The sequence below is a fragment of the Nostoc sp. DedQUE04 genome (assembly GCF_034530995.1).
Classification (GTDB): Bacteria; Cyanobacteriota; Cyanobacteriia; order Cyanobacteriales; family Nostocaceae; genus Nostoc.
This window is the reverse complement of the sequence record NZ_JAVRCA010000075.1, coordinates 1-19,142: the sequence shown is the minus strand read 5'-3', so window position 1 is coordinate 19,142 and position 19,142 is coordinate 1. Positions and strand designations below refer to the sequence as shown.

Here is a 19,142-nt window from a genome sequence, read left to right as displayed (position 1 = left end):
ATGCCAAATCGTACTGGATACCAAATCAACTCGACTCTCCACGAAGGAATCCAAACAATTATTTATCAAGCACAAACGCCAAAGACGCAACAGCGAGTTATCCTCAAGCTGCTTAAAAATGAATATCCGACCCTTGAAGCCTTTACTCGCCTTAAAAATGAGTATCAAATTCAACAAGGTTTAGACCATCCCAATATAGTTAAAGCTATCAGTCTAGAAACCTTTGAAAACCGTGTAGGATTATTGCTAGAAGACTTTGGCGGCCAGTCTTTATCTCAACTGCTCCAAACAAAAAAACTTGACTTAATTAACCATTTAAAAATTGCTATTCAACTGACTAAAGCTTTAGATTATTTGCATAATAATCAGATTATTCATAAAGATATCAAACCTAATAACATCATAATTAACTCCCAGACAGGTATTGTTAAACTCGCTGACTTTGGTATAGCCTCCCGTCTCAATAAAGAAAATCCCCAATTTAATAACCCTAACTGCGTCGAAGGCACACTTGCCTATATGTCTCCTGAACAAACTGGGAGAATGAATCGCATTCTTGATTATCGTACTGACTTTTATTCTCTTGGTGTGACTTTATATGAAATGCTCACTGAGAAAACACCATTTGTTAGCCAAGATCCCTTAGAAGTAGTTTATAGTCACATTGCAGTTCAAGCGAGAAACCCGCAATCATTAAATTCAAAAATTCCTGCCGCCATCTCTAAAATTGTAATGAAGTTGATGGCAAAAAATGCGGAAGATAGATATCAAAGTGCGACAGGATTATTGGCAGATTTAGAATCATGTCTCAAGCAGTTAGAAACAAAGGGAATCATTACTGATTTTGTGCCAGGTCGTTTAGATATATTGAGCCAGTTATTAATTCCTCAAAAATTATATGGTCGTGAAGAACAAGTTAATGAACTTTTAGCTGCATTTGAGCGAGTTTCATCTGGAACTAGTGAAATGATGCTAGTTTCTGGTTATTCTGGGATTGGCAAATCAGTTCTAGTCAATGAAGTTAATAAACCAATTACTCGTAGACAAGGGTACTTTATTTCTGGTAAATTTGACCAGTTAAAACGGAATATACCTTATGCTTCTTTAATTCAAGCCTTCGCTTACTTAATGCGATATTTGCTGACCGAGAATAATGAAAAAATAGAAATATGGCGTAGTAAAATATTAGCAGCTTTAGGAACAAATGGAAAAGTTATTAGTGACGTAATTCCAGAAGTAGAATTAATTATCGGTATACAGCCGGAAGTTGCCCAAATTGGTGCAACAGAATCACAAAATCGTTTCAATCATGTTTTTAAAGAATTTATCCAAGTTTTTACTCAAAAAGAACACCCATTAGTCATATTTTTAGATGATTTACAATGGGCAGATTCAGCTACTTTAAATCTAATTCAACTGATCGTAACTGATACCGATAGCAAATACTTTTTATTTATTGGTGCATATAGAGATAATGAAGTTAATTCAGCGCATCCTTTAATCCAAAAGATAGAAGAGATTAAGAATAGTGGGACGGTTGTTAATAATCTTGTATTACAACCCTTAAATTTAGGCAATGTAACTCAGCTAGTTGCCGAAACTCTTCAAAAATTAGAAGTGAAGCAGGATGAAGAAACAGCAGTCTTTAACCAAGACATTATTAAACTAGCTGAGTTAATTTGTAATAAAACAGGTGGAAACCCATTTTTTATAACACAACTAATTCAAGCACTTCATCAAGAAAAACTGTTAAAATTTGACTTTGCTAATGCTAGATGGCAATGGAGTCTAGAGGATATTCAAGCAATTGGAATTACCGATAAGAATGTAGTTGAATTAGTTGCCAGCCGAGTTGAAAAACTACCACAGTTCACCCAAAATGTTTTAAAATTAGCAGCATGTGTGGGTGACAGATTTAGTTTGGATGTTTTATCGATAGTAAATGAAAAATCACCTTCTTTGACAGCAAATGATTTACACTCAGCTTTGCAAGCAGGATTAATTCTGCCTTTAAATGAAGCTTACCGCATCCCTTTAGTTTTTAATCAAGAAGAAGCGGTTAATTTAAATTTCGACACTTCACGGGTGGGTTACAAGTTTTTGCATGACAGAGTACAACAAGCAGCATATTCCTTAATTCCAGAAGAACTTAAGAAATCTATTCACCTGAAAATTGGGCAATTGCTTCTTCAAAATATACCTAAAGAGGAAATAGAAGCTAACATTTTTGATATCGTCAATCAGTTAAATGTAGGTATTGTTAACCTGATAGAGCAATCTGAAAAAACTGAATTGGCACGATTAAATTTAATTGCAGGACGAAAAGCTAAAGCTTCTACAGCTTACGAAGCTGCTCTTAAATACTTCACAAATGGGATAGAACTTTTAAATATAGATGCTTGGCAAACGGAATATACCTTAACTATCGGTTTATATGAAGGAGCCGCAGAGGCAGCCTATCTGGGTGGTGATTTTGAGCAGATGCAAACATGGGCTAAGGTGGTGCAGCAAGAAGCCAAAATTCTTTTAGATAAAGTGAAAGTCTATGAAGTACAGATTATCGCTTCTATCATTCAAAGCAAACAACTGGAAGCCATTCAAATAGCAGTATCAATTCTGCAATTATTAGGAATAAATTTTCCAGACGAACCGACATCAACTGATATTCAGCAGGGGATGGATGAAATTGCTGTTTCTTTGAAAGGGAAAGCCATTGCAGATTTAATTAATTTACCATTAATGACCGATCCTAACAAGATTGCAGCGATGAGAATCTTAATGGGAGTTCTTCCTGCAGCTTTTCAAACTGCTCCGGCAATGATGCCAATTATTGTCTGTAAAATGGTTAATTTGTCTTTAAGGTATGGAAATACAGCTGTATCTGCTTATGGTTATAGTCTTTATGGATTACTTCTTTGTGGAATTCAAGGAGAAATTGATTCTGGCTATGAATTTGGGAAACTAGCTTCTCACCTAGTGTCACAATTTAATGCTGAAGAACTCAAGGCGAAAATTCTGACGGTTGTTAGTGCCCATGTTATGCATTGGAAAGAGCATGTTAGAGAGACATTAACATCATCAATGTCAGGATATTCTAGTGGTCTGGAGACTGGGGATTTAGAATATGCTGGTTATTGTGGTTACATTTATCCCTATCATTCATTTTGGCTGGGTAAAGAACTTTGGGTTCTAGAAAAAGAACTGATAGCTTATTGTGATTCGCTGAAAAAAATCAATCAACAAGTAGCTTTCACTTGGAACTCAGTGTATTTGCAAACAGTTTTGAACTTGAAAGGAAGTTTTGAAAATGCGGACTGTTTAATTGGAGAAGCCTACAACGAGCAAAGTATGCTGCCAATTCATCAGCAAGTAAATGACCTTTACACAATTAACCATTTATTTGTTAATAAGCTAATGCTCTCTTACATATTTGGAGAGTATTTTAAAGCTGTAGAAAATGCTGCGATCGCAGAAAACTCTTTAGGTGGTGTTACAGGGTTGTTTGTTGTCCCAGTGTTTTATTTCTACGATTCTTTAGCCCACTTGGCAATATATCATACTGCTAAAGAGTCTGAGAAGCAAGCTATTCTAGAAAAAGTTCAAGCTAATCAGCAAAAGATGGAACTCTGGGCTACTCATGCTCCCACCAATCACTTACATAGATTTTATCTCGTAGAGGCAGAACGGTGTCAGGTTTTGGGTCAAAAGCTAGAAGCAATGGACTATTATGAAAACTCGATTGCCAAATCTCAAGCAAACGGTTTTCTCCAAGAAGAAGCTTTAGCCTATGAGTTAGCTGGAAAATTTTATCAGTTTCTAGGTAAAGAATTAATTCATCAAACTTATATAACTAAAGCCTATTATGCCTATATTCGTTGGGGTGCGATCGCCAAAGTTAAACACTTAGAATCAAAGTATGTTTTTCTAGTAGGACAAACTACTACCATAGAAAACACTAGTTCAAAACTTGATACAACTCATATTACCACTAACACTACTACCAATAACAGCTTAAGCGATTTTCTAGATTTTAATGCATTCATCAAATTTTCACAAGCGATTACTAATGAAATTGTTTTAGAAAATTTATTGGGTAAGCTAATCCAAATTTTACTAGAAAATGCTGCTGCCCAAAAAGCAGCACTACTCTTATTTAAAGATAATCATTTGTATATTGAAGCTTCTGGAAATGCTACTGATGATGTAGTGACGGTTTTACGTTCTATTCCGGTTGAAACCTATCAAGATTTACCACTGTCTGTGATTAATTACGTTCTCCGAACTCAGCAATATATTGTATTAAATGATGCAATAGTTACAGAGCCTTTTAATTTTGATATCTATATCCAAAAATCTCGAACAAAATCAATCTTTTGTTTGCCGATTATGTACCAATCACAGCTTACTGGTATTATTTATTTAGAAAACCAGTTATCATCAGGGGCTTTTGTTCCAGAAAGGGTAGAGGTATTAAAAGTCTTAGTTTCTCAAATGGCTATTGCAATAGAAAATGCCAGTTTGTACACAAAGGCGCAAGATAAATCTAAAGAGTTAGAACAATCGATAAAAGATTTACAAGAGGCGCAACTACAACTTATCCAAAGTGAAAAAATGTCTTCTCTGGGTAATTTAGTTGCAGGTGTAGCACACGAAATAAACAATCCCATTGGTTTTATTACAGGTAGTATTGCCCAAGCAAAAGATATTGTTAAAGATTTAATAGACTATCTGCAACTGTACCGAGAAAAATTCCCCAATCCTGGCGCTGAAATTGAAGAAAAAGCTGAAGAGATAGATATAGATTTTCTGCTAAAAGATTTACCAAAAATGATTGATGGAATGACAGTAGGGACACAGCGCATTCGTAATATTAGTACCTCTCTCCGTACTTTTTCTCGTGCTGATACTACCTCCAAAGTATTAGCTAATATCCATGAAGGTATTGATAGTACCTTGATGATTTTACAACATCGTCTGAAAGCCGATCGTAATCGTCCAGCAATTAAGATTATTAAGCACTATGCAGATATCCCATCAGTGAAATGCTATTTGGGACAATTGAATCAGGTGTTTATGAATATTATTGCAAATGCAATCGATGCTTTAGAAGAAGCAAATATCGGTCGTGATTTTTTAGAAATTCAAGAAAAGTATCCTAATATTATTACTATTGAGACTTCTCTACAAGTAGATAATGACAAGGTGGTAATTAAGATTCAAGATAATGCCAAAGGAATGCCTGAAGCAGTTAAAGAATGCATTTTTGAACATTTATTTACTACCAAATGTGTAGGAAAAGGTACGGGATTAGGATTATCCATTAGTCGGCAAATTATAGTTGAAAATCATGGTGGAAATTTGATTTGCGAATCAGTCTTGGGACAAGGAACACAATTTATAATTTCTATTCCAATTTTGGGGGGATAAGGAATTTTTAATAGTTTTCCTTAAATTTCGGTATGGGTGCGGATGCTTTGCAGTATTCTTGATTAAATTAGTTTATATCTGCATTGGCAATTTTGATAAAGTGAATTTCCGATAAATTTACTGTTTCTCAAGGGTGATGGTTGCGTAAGTCCTGTATGTAAGTAGTGACTTTATTACTTAATCAAATCAATACAAAGTTAGTTACAATTAGCACTTGTAACTTATTAATTAACTGTTATAACTAATTGTATACATCAACTCTTGTATGTACTAGCTTTATCATTTACTAGAAAAAAGATTTTTAGTAGATATAAAACTCAATTACTAGTGAAGTCTACAAGCATATTAGACAGTTTTGATAGGCTAAAAATATTAGCCCAAACTTTAGTTTGTAGTAAAGTACAAGATGCAAAAATCGTAAATAATTGAGGGAATCATCTTGTGGAAAAAAGAAGAGAAAATGGGGGAATAGTTTCAAAAGCTATTTCGTTCCTGTTAAATCGTATAACTTTAATTGCGCTTGCAGTTATTCTTGTGCTGTTTGTTGGAGGTAAGTTTGAGGTAGCAAGTGCAACTCAACCTAATGCAGAATTAGAAATTCAAAAATTAACATCCTGTTACGCCCTGGGAACTGACGCTATTGGTAGAGGAAATCTCCAAGAAGGAAAAAATATTTATCGGGATTGTTTTACTCAAGATTCAGTCCTTACCGCCATTTTTCCTGATGGGGCAACTCAAACAAATTATGGGACAGATTCTTGGGCAGATTTTGTCTATTCAGTATTTCAAGGAAATGGTTACACGGCTACTCAACACTTGATGGGTACAATAAACATTTCAATTCAAAATAATCAAGCAACGATGACTTCTTATCTCCATGCGACTCACAAACGCTCGGAAACCAGCATTGATGTCGCTAATGGCACTTATGAAGATCAAGTCGTTAACAGAAATGGACGCTGGAAAATTCGTAATCGTACCCTTAAACTCATCGATTTCTTGAATCTCAGTTCGCCAACTACTTCTTCAAACGCTAATGCTCGAAGTACTAATTCTTCAGCTACCTTTGTCAGACCAAATATACCTCGTTTAAAAGAATAATTCTTTAGATTGGAATAACACGAATACGGGTTAGATAAGTATTCTTTACCTCCCTGATAACTGAAAAAAGGGGTGAATTAAAATATTCACTCCCTTTTTTATTTGCCACTTGAGCGAATGGCACACTTGTTAAGATACAGCCCTTGCCCCAACTCGTTAAGAGCTTGAGGCTCTTAACGATGATACAATAAGTCTTTGAGCCAAATATAGTGCAAGATAAAATACAGTTCTGAATTAAATAATTTTAAGCTTTAGTAAACCTTTGCAGTCAGCTTTTATTCTGCTTGATATATGAATAAAGAAGTTCGCGATCGCTTTGAGGATTTACAATTAAGCACGGACTATTACCGTGACTTCCATTACTTACAATAACTACAGTAATGCCCATCCGGGGACAAACTCCTAAACAACTGGTGCTAACTACCCGAATATCACCCCATAATCCCTCAAACTTTAAACGAGATTTCAACCAATTCTCTAAATCTTCGGAAGCGGTTGAGCCTAACCGCTCGTTTGCACATTGCGAACACACAAGCACCAAACCAGATTCCCATCGGGGAGAAACAGTTGAAATAGAAGTTTCTAATCGAGTATTTATTAGAGGTGGTAGTTGCTGAAAATTGGATGCAGACCTCTTGAGGATACGTTTGAGTAATGCTTTAATACGCTGTAGGAATTTTTTCATAGACTACCCCACCTATTTATCTGACAAGATAGTGTAAATTTCCTGTTTAGTCTGTTCTAGTAGATCGCCCAAGAAATGCTAGTCTATGCCAAGTCGTTTGTAGACGGGATGTCAAAGGGACATGATATTACTATCTTTAATTGCAACTCAGTATTACAATCTAGGGGTTCCCACTCGCTGGGGAAACTATATGGAATCAAAACATGACTAAGCTGATTGAATACGAAGAAGCCAGCGACGAAGTACGTGCAGTGTATGACGACATCCGCGTTACACGTCAGAATGACTACATCAATAACTTTTGGAAAGCCATAGCCAACCATCCTCCCACCCTGCAACGAACGTGGCAAGCGTTGAAGGAAGTGATGGTTAGCCCTGGTGAGATCGATCCACTGATGCGCGAACTGATTTATATTGCTGTGAGTGCAACGAATGGCTGTGAGTATTGCATCGCCTCGCACACAGCGGCAGCACGTGCCAAGGGTATGAATGATACTATGTTTGGGGAACTAATGGCGATCGCAGCTACTGCTAATATGACCAATCGCCTCGCCAATGGCTATCAAATTCCGGTGGACGAGAAATTCAAGACGTAGGAATTTAGCCTTGTCTATCCCTACTTAAAAATAAGGTTTAGCAAAATCATTTACTATGCCCAAGGTTCAGATTAACGGGATTGATTTGTTCTACGACATTAAGGGAACAGGTGAGCCTTTGCTATTAATAGCTGGCTTTCTTTGCGATCATGCTTATTGGTCGCTGATTATGCCATCGCTGGTTTCGCAGTATCAAGTCATTCGCTTGGATAACCGAGGTATGGGGAGAAGTTCTGCTCCCGAAAACCCCTATAGTCTGAAGCAGATGGCTAGTGACGTTGCAGCATTGCTCGATCGCATCGGCATCGATAGGGTGCATTTAGCAGGTCATTCAATGGGTAGTCAGATAGCTCAAGAGCTAGTGTTAGCACACCCTGAAAAGGTAAAAAGTCTGATACTACTTTCATCTTTGGCAAAAGGTGATGCATTATTCAACAGCATCATTGAGACTTGGGGCGAACTTCCTAGCAATGTAGACCTAAAACTTTATGAAAAAGTTATCTTGCCCTGGATATTTACAGATACGTTCTACTCAATTCCTGACACGATCGAAGGTCTAATTGAATTTGCTATCAGATATCCTTTCCCGCCTGCAACTCATTCACTTTATCATCACAGCCAAGCCATCCTTAGTAGTAACACAATAGACCGCCTCCAAGAAATTCATTGTCCTACCTTAGTTCTGGTTGGTAAACAAGATATTCTCACTCCGCTAAAGTTTTCTCAACAACTTGCTCAAGGTATTCCCAATGCTGAACTTGTAGTCATCGAACGCGGTGGTCACGGCTTCTTGATTGAGTCGCCGGATGCTGTAGTTTCAGCCATACTCAAATTTCTGGGGAAGTTGAAGCCAACTTATAGCAATTTTTGATTATTAACAACAGAGGTAGAAGGTTTTTGTTGACGCAGGTCTGGGTTGCCGAGTCGCGCTGGACGTTTTTTATTCATGATGTATCACTAAGAACATCAAACCAGATGTTCTTAGATGACATCTTCTGCAACCTTTTTGCTTAAGTTGACATCAATGAGTATTGCTCTACCCTTACGAGAAATCTATATAACTCTAGACTGGATTCTGATAGTTTTGCTATAAGCCTTCTGATAGTGTATTTTTCTAAACAAAAAAGTTTAGTCTGGGGATGTTTAGTTATAAAAATGACAGGTAATAGTTATGCCCAGTGGACATGCTAGCCATAAAGGAACTTCTGATAAACCCAATGTTAATGCCAATGGAGTAATTGATGATGCTGCTGATAAATCATTAAACCCTGATGATCTCTTGTCGGAAGAGCAAACTAACACAGAAGTCCATAGAGTCGAAGAAAGTGTTAAGTTTCCTCCTGCTACCGAACGTCCAGGTGAAAAATCAAATACTAGTACCTGAAGTAACTATAGTACTCATATTTGATTTTTGAAATATGCGTAGTGGCATGGCAAGGCTAAAATATTGCAAAAAAATTGTAGGTTGGGTGGAGCGGAGCGCAACCCAATCTACAAGCGCGGCAAGTTGAATTTATTGGGTTGAATAATTCTGTTAATGATTAGATTTTAGTCTTTGTGAGTTTTTTAAACCCAACATTTTAAGCATGTCACGCTACTACGTCTAACTTTGCCCCGCTACGCTAACACAATTAAAAAACTTAGAGAGATCAAGTTTTTCAGGGTTTACATCTGTTTCATAACTTTAGTGAATTGGTATTACGCTTTGCTAGCGCACCTCATATAATCAATTTCTTTTTTTTGGCGAAGGTATTGAATATACAAAAATCCCCCTTTAACCGGACGGGATAGAGGGGGAGATAGCTAAGGTCAGATGCTGTGACCAATGCCGAAGTTAGTCCGGTACTGGTGACCGGCAACGATAAAGATGACTGCGATCGCTAAATGGTGATGAGTATTGAGGATAAAACAGGTTTAATTCTTAGACTTACATATTAGACGGTATGATGCAATTCATTTCCATAGAAGTAATAAACTAATTAATGACTGCCATTTCCATCTAACTATTGGAGTATATTTGTATTAAATGAACTTCTAGTCTTAAATACAGTGTCAAAGCTCCAAAGCTTACCAAATTTTTTATTAAAATGAGCTTAATATTTTGTAAGTATGTGGCATAAGAATAATGATTTTTTAGCAAAATAAAACAAAAAATTAAGCTCACCTTTATCTATAGCAATCCGAATTGAAACGTGAGAAAACACTGAGATTAAAAGTGGGTGTTTTAAAGCCTTTCAGCGATTTTCTCTCTCACGAATGATTTAGGATTGCTATAGAAGTAGTTAGTAAGCTGTAATCCTAGTAATTTGTACTTATTATGAAACCTAAGTCAGTTAAATTAATTAGGGGTTAACAATTCCGTAGTAAATGGCGACAACAAATAAGAAAGTAGCCAATATAACCAGCGTAAAACCATAGCGAACTAGTGGATTAGGTAAGTCCTGATTGGTGATTACACTATCCCTTTGTGCTTGAGTAATAGGCTCAGATTTCCCGGTTTCTTGAGGATTCATATCGCTAGCTGTGTTCTCTGGCAGAGGAATATTATTTTCTGTTATTTTGTTTTGAGTCTCTTGGGATTTCATGGGCTTTTTTTCGTGTCCTTCTAGCTTTTGTGCTTTCATAGTTTCAAATATTGGCTAACGCTTACATCGTTCTTGAGAACTACCTTGGCTTGATGTGCGGTTCGCCTAAAGGGGTTAGTCAATGTAAAGTCGATCTGTAATGACAAATACACTTTTCTAAGCAACTGGATGAAATTTAAATTTTTGAGTTTTTAGAAAATTACTAATTCGGCGAAGTGAGTATATTTACTAGTGATGCTTTACAGAGAAAAAGGCCAAGGGATTATAAGTACTAGTTGTAAATATTGAAATGCCAAACTCGATATAATACCGTACTCACGTTTTTTTCAAACCATAGACATACGCATATAAACACAGATGAATCTCATAATTGTCTGTATTCATCATGTAGTTACTAATTTTGTATGAATGAGGAAGTCTCCAAAAAGCTCGAATTAATCAGACAAACCTTGCATGAATCCGAAGTGCAAGGCCTGCGTTTGCGTGGTACAGACTGGTTTGCCTGGGTGACGGCTGGCGCTTCTAATACCGTGCTGCTGACTGCTGAAACTGGTGTAGCAGAAGTATTAGTAACTACCGAAGATGCCTGGGTATTGACGGATGAAATTGAAGCGCAGCGTCTTCAGGATGAAGAACTGCCAGCTAATTTTAGGGTATATGTGAACCCTTGGGCTGATTATGCTGCCCGTGAGTCTTTTGTTCGTGATGTAACTGGTGGTGGAAAAACAATTAGCGATCGCCCCATCTCCAATTTAGAAAAACCGTTACCCCCAACTCTGCAAAATCATAAACGGGTAATGATGTCAAGTGAATTAGAGCGATATCGTCAAGTCGGGCAAAAAGCTAGTCAGGCAATGACAGAGGTACTCAAAGCCGCCAAGCCAACTTGGACAGAATATCAGTTAGCGGGTGCAGGTGCAGAGGCTTTATGGGCGAAAGGGTTGCATCCAGCGCTGACACTGGTAGCGGGTGAAAGACGTTTACCGCTATACCGTCATGCAACAGCCACCGGAGAACAGATTGGACAGCAAGCGATGCTGGTGTTTTGCGCAAGAGGTTACGGTTTGTATGCAAATCTAACGCGATTTGTTTGTTTTGGTAAGCTTTCAGACGAACGAGCCGAATTACATTCCCATGTGCGCGAAATAGAAGCAGTAGTTTTGAATTTGTGCCAACCCGGAACCAGTCTCGATGCAGTTTATCACGCCCTAGCTCAGGCTTATGAGCAGCATGGATTTCCTAATGCCATCCGCGAACACCACCAGGGAGGAACCACTGGATATTTAGCGCGAGAAATCGTCGCAAATCCAACTACTACTGATACTTTGACAGAAGGTATTGCTGTTGCTTGGAACCCTAGTTTACCAGGGGCAAAGGTTGAAGATACTTTTGTGATTCTCAAGGATGGAAAGTTGGAAAATTTAACTTTCGATCCAAATTTTCCTAATGTTGAGGTAGAAGGAAGGTTACGCCCTGTACCTTTGTACAATTAAAAATTATGGACTTTCAACAAGTATTTGGTAAACCACCTGAAACTGAAGCCAGTGCGCCAGGAAGAGTAAATTTACTAGGCGAACATACCGACTATAACGATGGCTTCGTTTTGCCAACTGCGATTCCTCAATCTACGACGGTAGAGCTAGGTTTGAGTAGCGATGACCACCATCACTTTTACTCGGAAAATCTCAACGAGCAAGTGAGCATTTTAGACAATCATACCCCGTCTGGATTTGCCAGTTATATTTTTGGCTGTATTGAGGTTTTGCAAAAAGCAGGACACACAATACCATCGCTTTCTGTATACGTGAAATCATCGGTTCCGATGGGTTCGGGTTTGTCTAGTAGCGCGGCTTTGGAAGTGGCAACGCTGCGGGGATTACGACAACTTCTGAAGCTTCCCATTGATGACGTTGAAATTGCCCAATTCGCCCAGCAAGCAGAAATTCAATATGCTGGCGTGCAATGCGGCATCATGGATCAGATGGCTTCTAGTTTGGCTGATACTGAGCATATCTTGTTTTTAGATACTCGGACTTTAGAACGCCGGGTGATGCCTTTGCCTGAGAATGCAGAGATTTTGGTTATTGATAGCGGCGTACCTCGCACCCTGGCAAGTAGCGGTTATAACCAGCGTCGGGCTGAGTGTGAAGAGGCGGCGCGATCGCTAGGAGTTAAAGCACTACGAGATATTACTGACGTTGAGGTAACAGAAAAACTGCCCGAACCTCTACGCCGTCGTGCCCGTCATGTGGTTACAGAAGATAACCGCGTCTTGGAAGTATTGCAGGGAGTAACATCTGAGCGCTTTGGCGAATTGATGAACGCATCCCACGCCAGTTTGAGAGACGATTACGAAGTGTCCGTACCTGCGCTGGATACTCTAGTCGAATTGTTGCAAAATACTCGGGGAGTGTTTGGTGCAAGGCTGACAGGTGCTGGTTTTGGTGGTGCTTGTGTCGCTTTGGTTGCGGCTGGTGAAGGAAGAAATATTGCAACTCATGTTCTTGAACAATACAAGCAAGCAGGTTACACCGGACAAATTTTGGTTCCTTCTTTGGAGTTAAGTGATGCAGCCTAAAGTTGTTTATGGAAACGCAGGCGTTGAAGGTGTAAATCGTTGGGGATGGTTCATGGGTCACTTTATCACCCCTGAAGACGATCCACGTTCCACGGAAATGCTAGAAGTAAAATGGGCTGTTCACAAAGCAGGTGAAAGTAGAACTGAATGGGCGGTAAATAACCAAGCTGCGACGCTTTCAATTCTCATTCACGGAGAATTTCGGCTGCAATTTGAAGATAGAGAAATTTTATTATCTCGTGAAGGTGATTATGTTCTTTGGTGTGCGGGTGTGTCCCATTGGTGGATTGCTGAGTCCGACTGCACTATTTTGACTGTCAGATGGCCTTCAAAGCCAGGAGATAGTGTTGAATTGGCTGGAGTGTCAAAGCCTTAGTTTGCTAAGTAATTGAGCATAATTAATTTTAATTAGGTTCGATGCTCCTTCATTTGTCAGGACTACTTTGCTTTTCAACATCGGATTTAAGATACAAAGTCAGATACTTAAGTAGGTTGGCTTAAATAATTATCGTTGCGATCGGGCAGAAGCAGAAGGAAAAAGAGTTTAAGCCTTCTTTACTTTTCTTTACATAGTTTGCTTTTATTGTGCCGACTTACTTATTTATCATTTTCAAAAATCTTTGATATCTACCCTACAAACTTAATTATCTCTATCTTTGGTATTTTTTTTAATCCGTCGAACTCACGTAGTATTAAGCTAAAGATTTTTTGGAGATAAGTTTGTTTGACGTAAAGCTGTGATGCGATGAAAGATGCATCTAATGCGATCGATAAAATATCTAGACATATAGAAAGTTTATTGCGGATTTCAAGTTAGTGAAGTACACAAGCTAAGTTTCAAAGCCAGGTATAAAACCTGTTTTATATCATGTCCGCCAAATTACCCGTAATAAAAGAACCCCACCCCGCCAAAGCTGTGCTTTGTCTCCCCTCCCCGCCTGCGGAGGGGTTGGGGGTGGGGTGATTCCGGTTTAATAAGTAATCGATTACTTCTGAATTCTGCTGTCTTGCAGCAAAGCTGGAGGCTTTCTTAATCCTTTGGATTGAGACGGAAAAATTATACAGTGTATAGATTTTAGAACTTACGCAAAATATCTCTCAAACTCTGATTTCTCCGTGCCATGCCAGTTGCTACCCTGCGGGAACGCTAAAAGCGAACAAGTCGAGGAACCGCAAGGGCGCACTGGCTTCTCTGTGCCTCTGCGGTAGCCTGCGGCAAGCCGAAGCGTCTACGTTATTCCGTAACTCGTGCGTAAGTCCTAGATTTAACTAATCAGCATTTGGTTTCATGCTAAAACGTAATTATCTACTTAAACACTTAAACTTTTTACTCGCAAATCCAGTATTAGTTATCGTACTAATGCTCACAGCATTGACGAGTGGTTGTCAAAAAAACGATCCGGCAGCAAATGCTCAAAGCCCGCCAGCATTGCCAGTAAAACTTCAAAAAATTGACGCAGGCACAATCGAAGAAAGTTCCGAGTTTGTGGGATCGTTGGAAGCGCAACAAAAAGTCATACTACAGCCCCAAACTCAAGGACGAATCGAATCAATTCTCGTGTCGAGCGGTCAGCGAGTGCAGCAGGGTACGCCGATCGCGTCTTTGAGTTTAGATCAGGCTCAGGCCAATGTCACCAGTGCGATCGCAGCTGCTAATTCGGTGCAAGCAGCATTAGCTACTGCTCAAGCAGAGCAACAACAAGCCGAAGCCCAACGCACCAAAGCGGCTGCAAATGTTCAACTGCAACGGACACAGTTCAATCGTAGCCAACAGTTGGTCAACGAAGGAGCCATAGCAAGACAAGAGTTAGACATTGGTAGAAATAATTTACAAACTGCTCAAGCAGACCTGCAAACTTCCGAAAAGCAAGTCGCAGCAGCTAGGGCAGCCGTCCGCCAAGCACAGGCAAACATCCGCCAAGCTCAAGCAAGCACGGCTGCGGCGCGAGTCAGCCTCAATTTCAAGCAAGTGGTAGCACCCATTACTGGCGTAGTTAGTGAATTTCCGGTCAAGGTTGGAGATTATGTCAACATCGGCCAAACAATCACCACACTCACACAAAACGATTCACTGGATCTCAATCTTTCTATACCCTCAAATCGATCGCGCCAATTACAAACGAACTTACCCGTGCAGCTAATCGATCCCACCACCCAGCAAGTGCTTGGTACAGGTGCGATTAGCTACATTTCTCCAAATGTAAGTTCAAATCAACAGTCAGTTTTGAGTAAAGCCCGCTTTCGGAATTCACAAGGGCGATTGCGCGATGGACAATATGTTAGAGCTCGCGTGATTTGGAATCGACAACCAGGTATATTGATTCCCACCGTTGCAATTTCTCGCATTGGTGGACAAAGTTTTGTGTTTGTCACCGAAAACAAAACCGTCAATGGACAACAGCAGCAAGTTGTGCATCAGCGTTTAGTGCGCCTGGGAGATATTCAAGGGCCCAATTATCAAGTTATCGATGGGCTTAAATCCGGCGAAACGATTGTAACTTCTGGCATTCTTAAACTTAGAGAAGGCGCACCAATCCAACCAGTGTCATAAATCCAGGATCGATAATTTATGATTTTTTCGATCGCGAATACCTTCATTAAACGCCCGGTATTAACTACCGTTTGCACTCTACTGATTCTGATTGTCGGTGGTGTGTGTATTCCGTTGCTGCCGCTTAATTACTTGCCAGATATTGCACCGATTCGCGTTCAAGTTTCAGCTTCCTATACTGGGGCGGATGTGGAAACTGTCGAAACTGCGGTGACAACTACGCTGGAGCGACAAATTAACGGCGTTGAGGGAATGCAATACATGACCTCGAACAGTTCAGCAGGTAGTAGCCAAATTTCAGTATATTTCGGGTCGCAGGTAGATAAAAATATTGCTCAAGTTAACGTCCAAAATCGTCTCGCCCGTGCTACACCTCGCTTACCAACAACGGTGCAACAATTCGGCGTGACAGCACAAACATCTTCTACAAGTATTTTGTTAGTCTATGCTCTTTATCCCGAAAATAATGAGTATGACGCGCTGTTTATTAGTAACTATATCGATCTGAATTTGCGAGATCAACTGCTGAGAACGCCGGGAGTTGGGGATTTAACAATTTTTGGTGAAAAGCAATATGCAATGCGGTTGTGGCTCGATCCGAATGCACTGGCGAGTCGAGGCTTAACTGTGACAGATGTTGCTACGGCATTGCGATCGCAAAACATTCTCGCCGGAGCCGGAACATTAGGTCAATCGCCTATCCCTCCAGGTCAAAGTTATGAAATTCCGTTGCGAGTCAATGGTCAATTTAAAAATGCGTCAGAGTTTGAAAATCTCGTTATTCAAGCCGGAAGTAATGGCAGTTTAATTAAACTTCAAGATGTAGGTCGTGCAGAACTTGGCTCGGAGACTTACAGCAGCAATGCCAGAAATAATGGTAAGCCGTCGATTGGGATAGCAATTTATCAGTTACCTGGTAGTAACGCCCTGGATGTGGCGAAAAATGTTCAGGCTCAGATGAATGAGTTGATGAAAGACTTTCCACCAGGTTTAAAAGCTCAGATTGTCTACGATACCGTGGGATTTGTGCAAGCGTCACTCGAAGAAGTATTGAAAACACTAGTTGAAGCGATCGCTCTTGTCGTACTGGTGATTTTTCTGTTTCTGCAAAACTGGCGAGCCACAATTATTCCCCTGGTTTCCATTCCTGTTTCACTGATTGGGGCGTTAACATTCGCTTATATATTTAAATTTTCGTTGAATAATTTGACGTTATTCGGCTTAATTTTGGCAACAGGATTAGTTGTAGATGATGCGATTATCGTTGTTGAAGCGATCGCCCGCAAAGTTGAACAGGGAATGCGACCACTGCAAGCATCAGTCGAGGCAATGGATGAACTTACCGGAGCGGTAGTTTCAACGTCGTTGGTATTGATGGCGGTGTTTATCCCGGTGGCATTTTTCCCAGGTTCGACAGGAAAGATGTATCAACAGTTCGCGTTGATTATTGCTTTTTCAATCGCCATCTCAACGTTTAATGCTCTTTCCTTTAGTCCGAGTATATCGGCAATTTTGCTCCGCCCGCCTCGACCTGCACGCGGCCCGCTTGGCTGGTTTTTTGGTCGTTTCAATCAAATTTTACAATGGATTATTGACAAGTATTTAGCGATCGTGAATTTTCTAATTCGCGTTCGCTATGCGGTAATCGGATTATTTGTGGTTGGTTTAGCTGCAACTTATTTTATGTTTACCCATGTTCCCACCGGATTTGTTCCGAGTGAAGACCAGGGAATTGTCTTAGGTATTATTCAAGGGCCAGATGGAGTTGCTCTCAACTATACCGACCAAGTAATTACCAAACTCGAACAAATTCTCGAAAAAGAACCAGAGGTGAGTAACGTTTTCGCCACTTCGGGATTTGGCTTTGCCGGTAGTGGCTCAAATCGCGGTGTCTTCTTTGCAAAACTCAAGCCGTGGGAGGAGCGCACTCAACCCGATCAAACTGCCTCTGGAATTTTAGCCCGAATCAATAAAGAATTTGCAACGATTCCAGAAGCTATTATCACCGCAGTCAGTCCCCCACCAATTCAAGGCTTTAGTACGTTAGGGGGATTTGAGTTACAGCTAGAAGACCGTACCAACGGAAGATTAACAATCAATGATTTTTTTGCGAATGCTCAAGCGGTGCTAGCCCAAGCAAATCAAAAACCAGCGCTCAAAGGCGGCGTTTTTACCCAGTTTACTGCTAGTACACCACAGTTTCAAATTGACTTCGATCGCACTCGTTTAGAAGCACTTAACATCGATTTTCAACAAGCTGTGAACACACTTGGAGCTGCAATTGGCTCCCAGTATGTTAACGATTTTACATTGGGACAGCGTAGCTACCGCGTGTATGTTCAAGCAGATGCCAACTATCGGCGATCGCCAGATGATATTCAGCGGCTTTATGTGCGATCGGCAAATAACCAAATGGTTCCATTGAGTGAGGTCGCAAAAATCACACCTACTACAGGCCCATCAGTAATTTCCCATTACAACGGCTTCCGCGCGATCGATTTACAAGGTAGAGAAGCATCGGGCTACAGTAGTGGACAGGCGATTCAAGCAATGCAACAAGCGGTGGCTGAAGCAGCAACACCAGGTGTTGGCAGTGATTGGATTGGAACTGCCCGCGAAGAATTAAGTGCAGGTAACTTGGGGATTTTGATTTTTGGCTTCGGGATCATTATGGTGTTTCTGACGCTGGCTGCTCAGTATGAAAGTTATATCGATCCGGCGATTATTTTGTTAACTGTACCGTTAGCGTTGTTAGGCGCATTAAGTGCCTTATCTTTGCGCGGTTTGGTGAATGATGTCTACGCAAACGTGGCGTTAGTGATGCTGATTGGATTAGCGTCAAAGAACGCGATTTTGATCGTCGAGTTTGCCAATCAAGGTCTTGAACAAGGTATGACAATTCGACAAGCAGCCGTAACCGCAGCGCAAGAAAGATTTCGTCCAATTGTGATGACTTCAAGCGCTTCCTTGCTGGGATTTTTCCCCCTGGTAATTGCCACCGGAGCCGGTTCTGCCTCGCGTTGGTCGTTAGGAACAGCCTTATTTGGCGGGCTACTCGTAGCAACGATTTTGAGTTTGCTGATTGTTCCAGTCCTGTACGTAATCATCAAGACTTTGGAAGAACGCTTCTTGAAGAAAAAACCTGCTAAACCTTCCCAACCGCCATCCCCAGATGGAAACGAAGATGGACAATCAAGAGCGATGCCAACTCCAGTCGGAGACGCTGCGCGAACGACGAACGCTCATCAACATTCATCTGTAATTATCAAGCAGAATGCTGATGATAACAAACGTAATGATTCGAGTAAGTAAAAAAGGAATAGGGTTAAGGCAAGAAACGCGATGAATCGCCGTCAAGACAAAAGATTGGTTATTAGACCTCTTGCTTTCATTGCTTTTTGCAAGAGGTCTATTGTTAATACATCGGCGGCCTTGTTAATACATTGGCTTGTATTGTGAATGCGGCCGCGGCCTTGTTAATACATCGGCTTGTATTGTGAATGCGGCCGCGGCCTTGTTAATACATCGGCTTGTATTGTGAATGCGGCCGCGGCCTTGTTAATACATCGGCTTGTATTGTGAATGCGGCCGCGGCCTTGTTAATACATCGGCTTGTATT

Annotated in this window: 12 protein-coding genes and 1 pseudogene; 10 read left to right on the top strand and 3 right to left on the bottom strand. The window is 40.2% G+C overall.

The genetic code is table 11. From position 1 onward, the window contains the following. Together RM049_RS33250 and RM049_RS33245 are read left to right on the top strand one after the other, a co-directional pair. A complete protein-coding gene (locus RM049_RS33250; RefSeq protein WP_322707225.1) occupies positions 1–5,427 on the top strand; it encodes an AAA family ATPase in 5,427 nt (1,808 codons plus the stop codon). A 441-nt stretch (positions 5,428–5,868) separates the two neighbouring features. After that, positions 5,869–6,528, top strand: a complete 660-nt coding sequence (locus RM049_RS33245) for a nuclear transport factor 2 family protein (RefSeq protein ID WP_322672764.1) — start codon at positions 5,869–5,871, stop codon at positions 6,526–6,528. A gap of 268 nt (positions 6,529–6,796) precedes the next feature. Here the strand turns inward: RM049_RS33245 and RM049_RS33240 are convergent, their stop codons facing one another. Then, on the bottom strand, positions 6,797–7,213 hold the full coding sequence (locus RM049_RS33240; protein ID WP_322707224.1) for a (2Fe-2S) ferredoxin domain-containing protein: 417 nt from the start codon (positions 7,211–7,213) through the stop codon (positions 6,797–6,799). Between the two features lie 203 nt (positions 7,214–7,416). Between RM049_RS33240 and RM049_RS33235 the strand changes: the two genes are divergently transcribed. The 3 genes from RM049_RS33235 (at position 7,417) to RM049_RS33225 (ending at position 9,193) form a co-directional block, all read left to right on the top strand. Beyond that, entirely contained in the window at positions 7,417–7,809 is a 393-nt protein-coding gene (locus RM049_RS33235) for a carboxymuconolactone decarboxylase family protein (protein WP_094350326.1), read from the top strand. A 55-nt stretch (positions 7,810–7,864) separates the two neighbouring features. Further along, the gene (locus RM049_RS33230) at positions 7,865–8,680 is read left to right on the top strand and encodes an alpha/beta hydrolase (protein ID WP_322686035.1); all 816 of its coding nucleotides are present in this window, start codon (positions 7,865–7,867) and stop codon (positions 8,678–8,680) included. A 300-nt stretch (positions 8,681–8,980) separates the two neighbouring features. Further along, positions 8,981–9,193, top strand: a complete 213-nt coding sequence (locus RM049_RS33225; protein WP_322672767.1) for a hypothetical protein — start codon at positions 8,981–8,983, stop codon at positions 9,191–9,193. A 428-nt stretch (positions 9,194–9,621) separates the two neighbouring features. Here the strand turns inward: RM049_RS33225 and RM049_RS39455 are convergent. Beyond that, positions 9,622–9,702, bottom strand: a pseudogene (locus RM049_RS39455) (hypothetical protein); the annotation flags it as partial. Positions 9,703–10,151: 449 nt separating this feature from the next. After that, positions 10,152–10,433 (bottom strand): hypothetical protein, encoded by a 282-nt coding sequence (locus RM049_RS33220; RefSeq protein WP_322707223.1) that lies wholly within the window; start codon positions 10,431–10,433, stop codon positions 10,152–10,154. A gap of 365 nt (positions 10,434–10,798) precedes the next feature. Between RM049_RS33220 and RM049_RS33215 the strand changes: the two genes are divergently transcribed. From RM049_RS33215 to RM049_RS33195, 5 genes are all read left to right on the top strand, one after another. Beyond that, positions 10,799–11,887: a M24 family metallopeptidase gene (locus RM049_RS33215; RefSeq protein WP_322686037.1), complete on the top strand. Its 1,089-nt coding sequence runs from the start codon at positions 10,799–10,801 to the stop codon at positions 11,885–11,887. Positions 11,888–11,892: 5 nt separating this feature from the next. Next, entirely contained in the window at positions 11,893–12,972 is a 1,080-nt protein-coding gene (gene galK / locus RM049_RS33210) for a galactokinase (RefSeq protein ID WP_322707222.1), read from the top strand. Beyond that, positions 12,962–13,348 (top strand): signal peptidase I, encoded by a 387-nt coding sequence (locus RM049_RS33205; RefSeq protein ID WP_322691445.1) that lies wholly within the window; start codon positions 12,962–12,964, stop codon positions 13,346–13,348. Before galK ends, RM049_RS33205 begins: the two co-directional genes overlap by 11 nt. A gap of 912 nt (positions 13,349–14,260) precedes the next feature. Beyond that, positions 14,261–15,523 carry an efflux RND transporter periplasmic adaptor subunit gene (locus tag RM049_RS33200; RefSeq protein ID WP_322707221.1) on the top strand — a complete coding sequence of 421 codons (1,263 nt, stop codon included), beginning with the start codon at positions 14,261–14,263 and terminating at the stop codon, positions 15,521–15,523. An 18-nt stretch (positions 15,524–15,541) separates the two neighbouring features. Continuing rightward, positions 15,542–18,835: an efflux RND transporter permease subunit gene (locus RM049_RS33195; protein ID WP_322707220.1), complete on the top strand. Its 3,294-nt coding sequence runs from the start codon at positions 15,542–15,544 to the stop codon at positions 18,833–18,835. Positions 18,836–19,142: the final 307 nt, after the last annotated feature.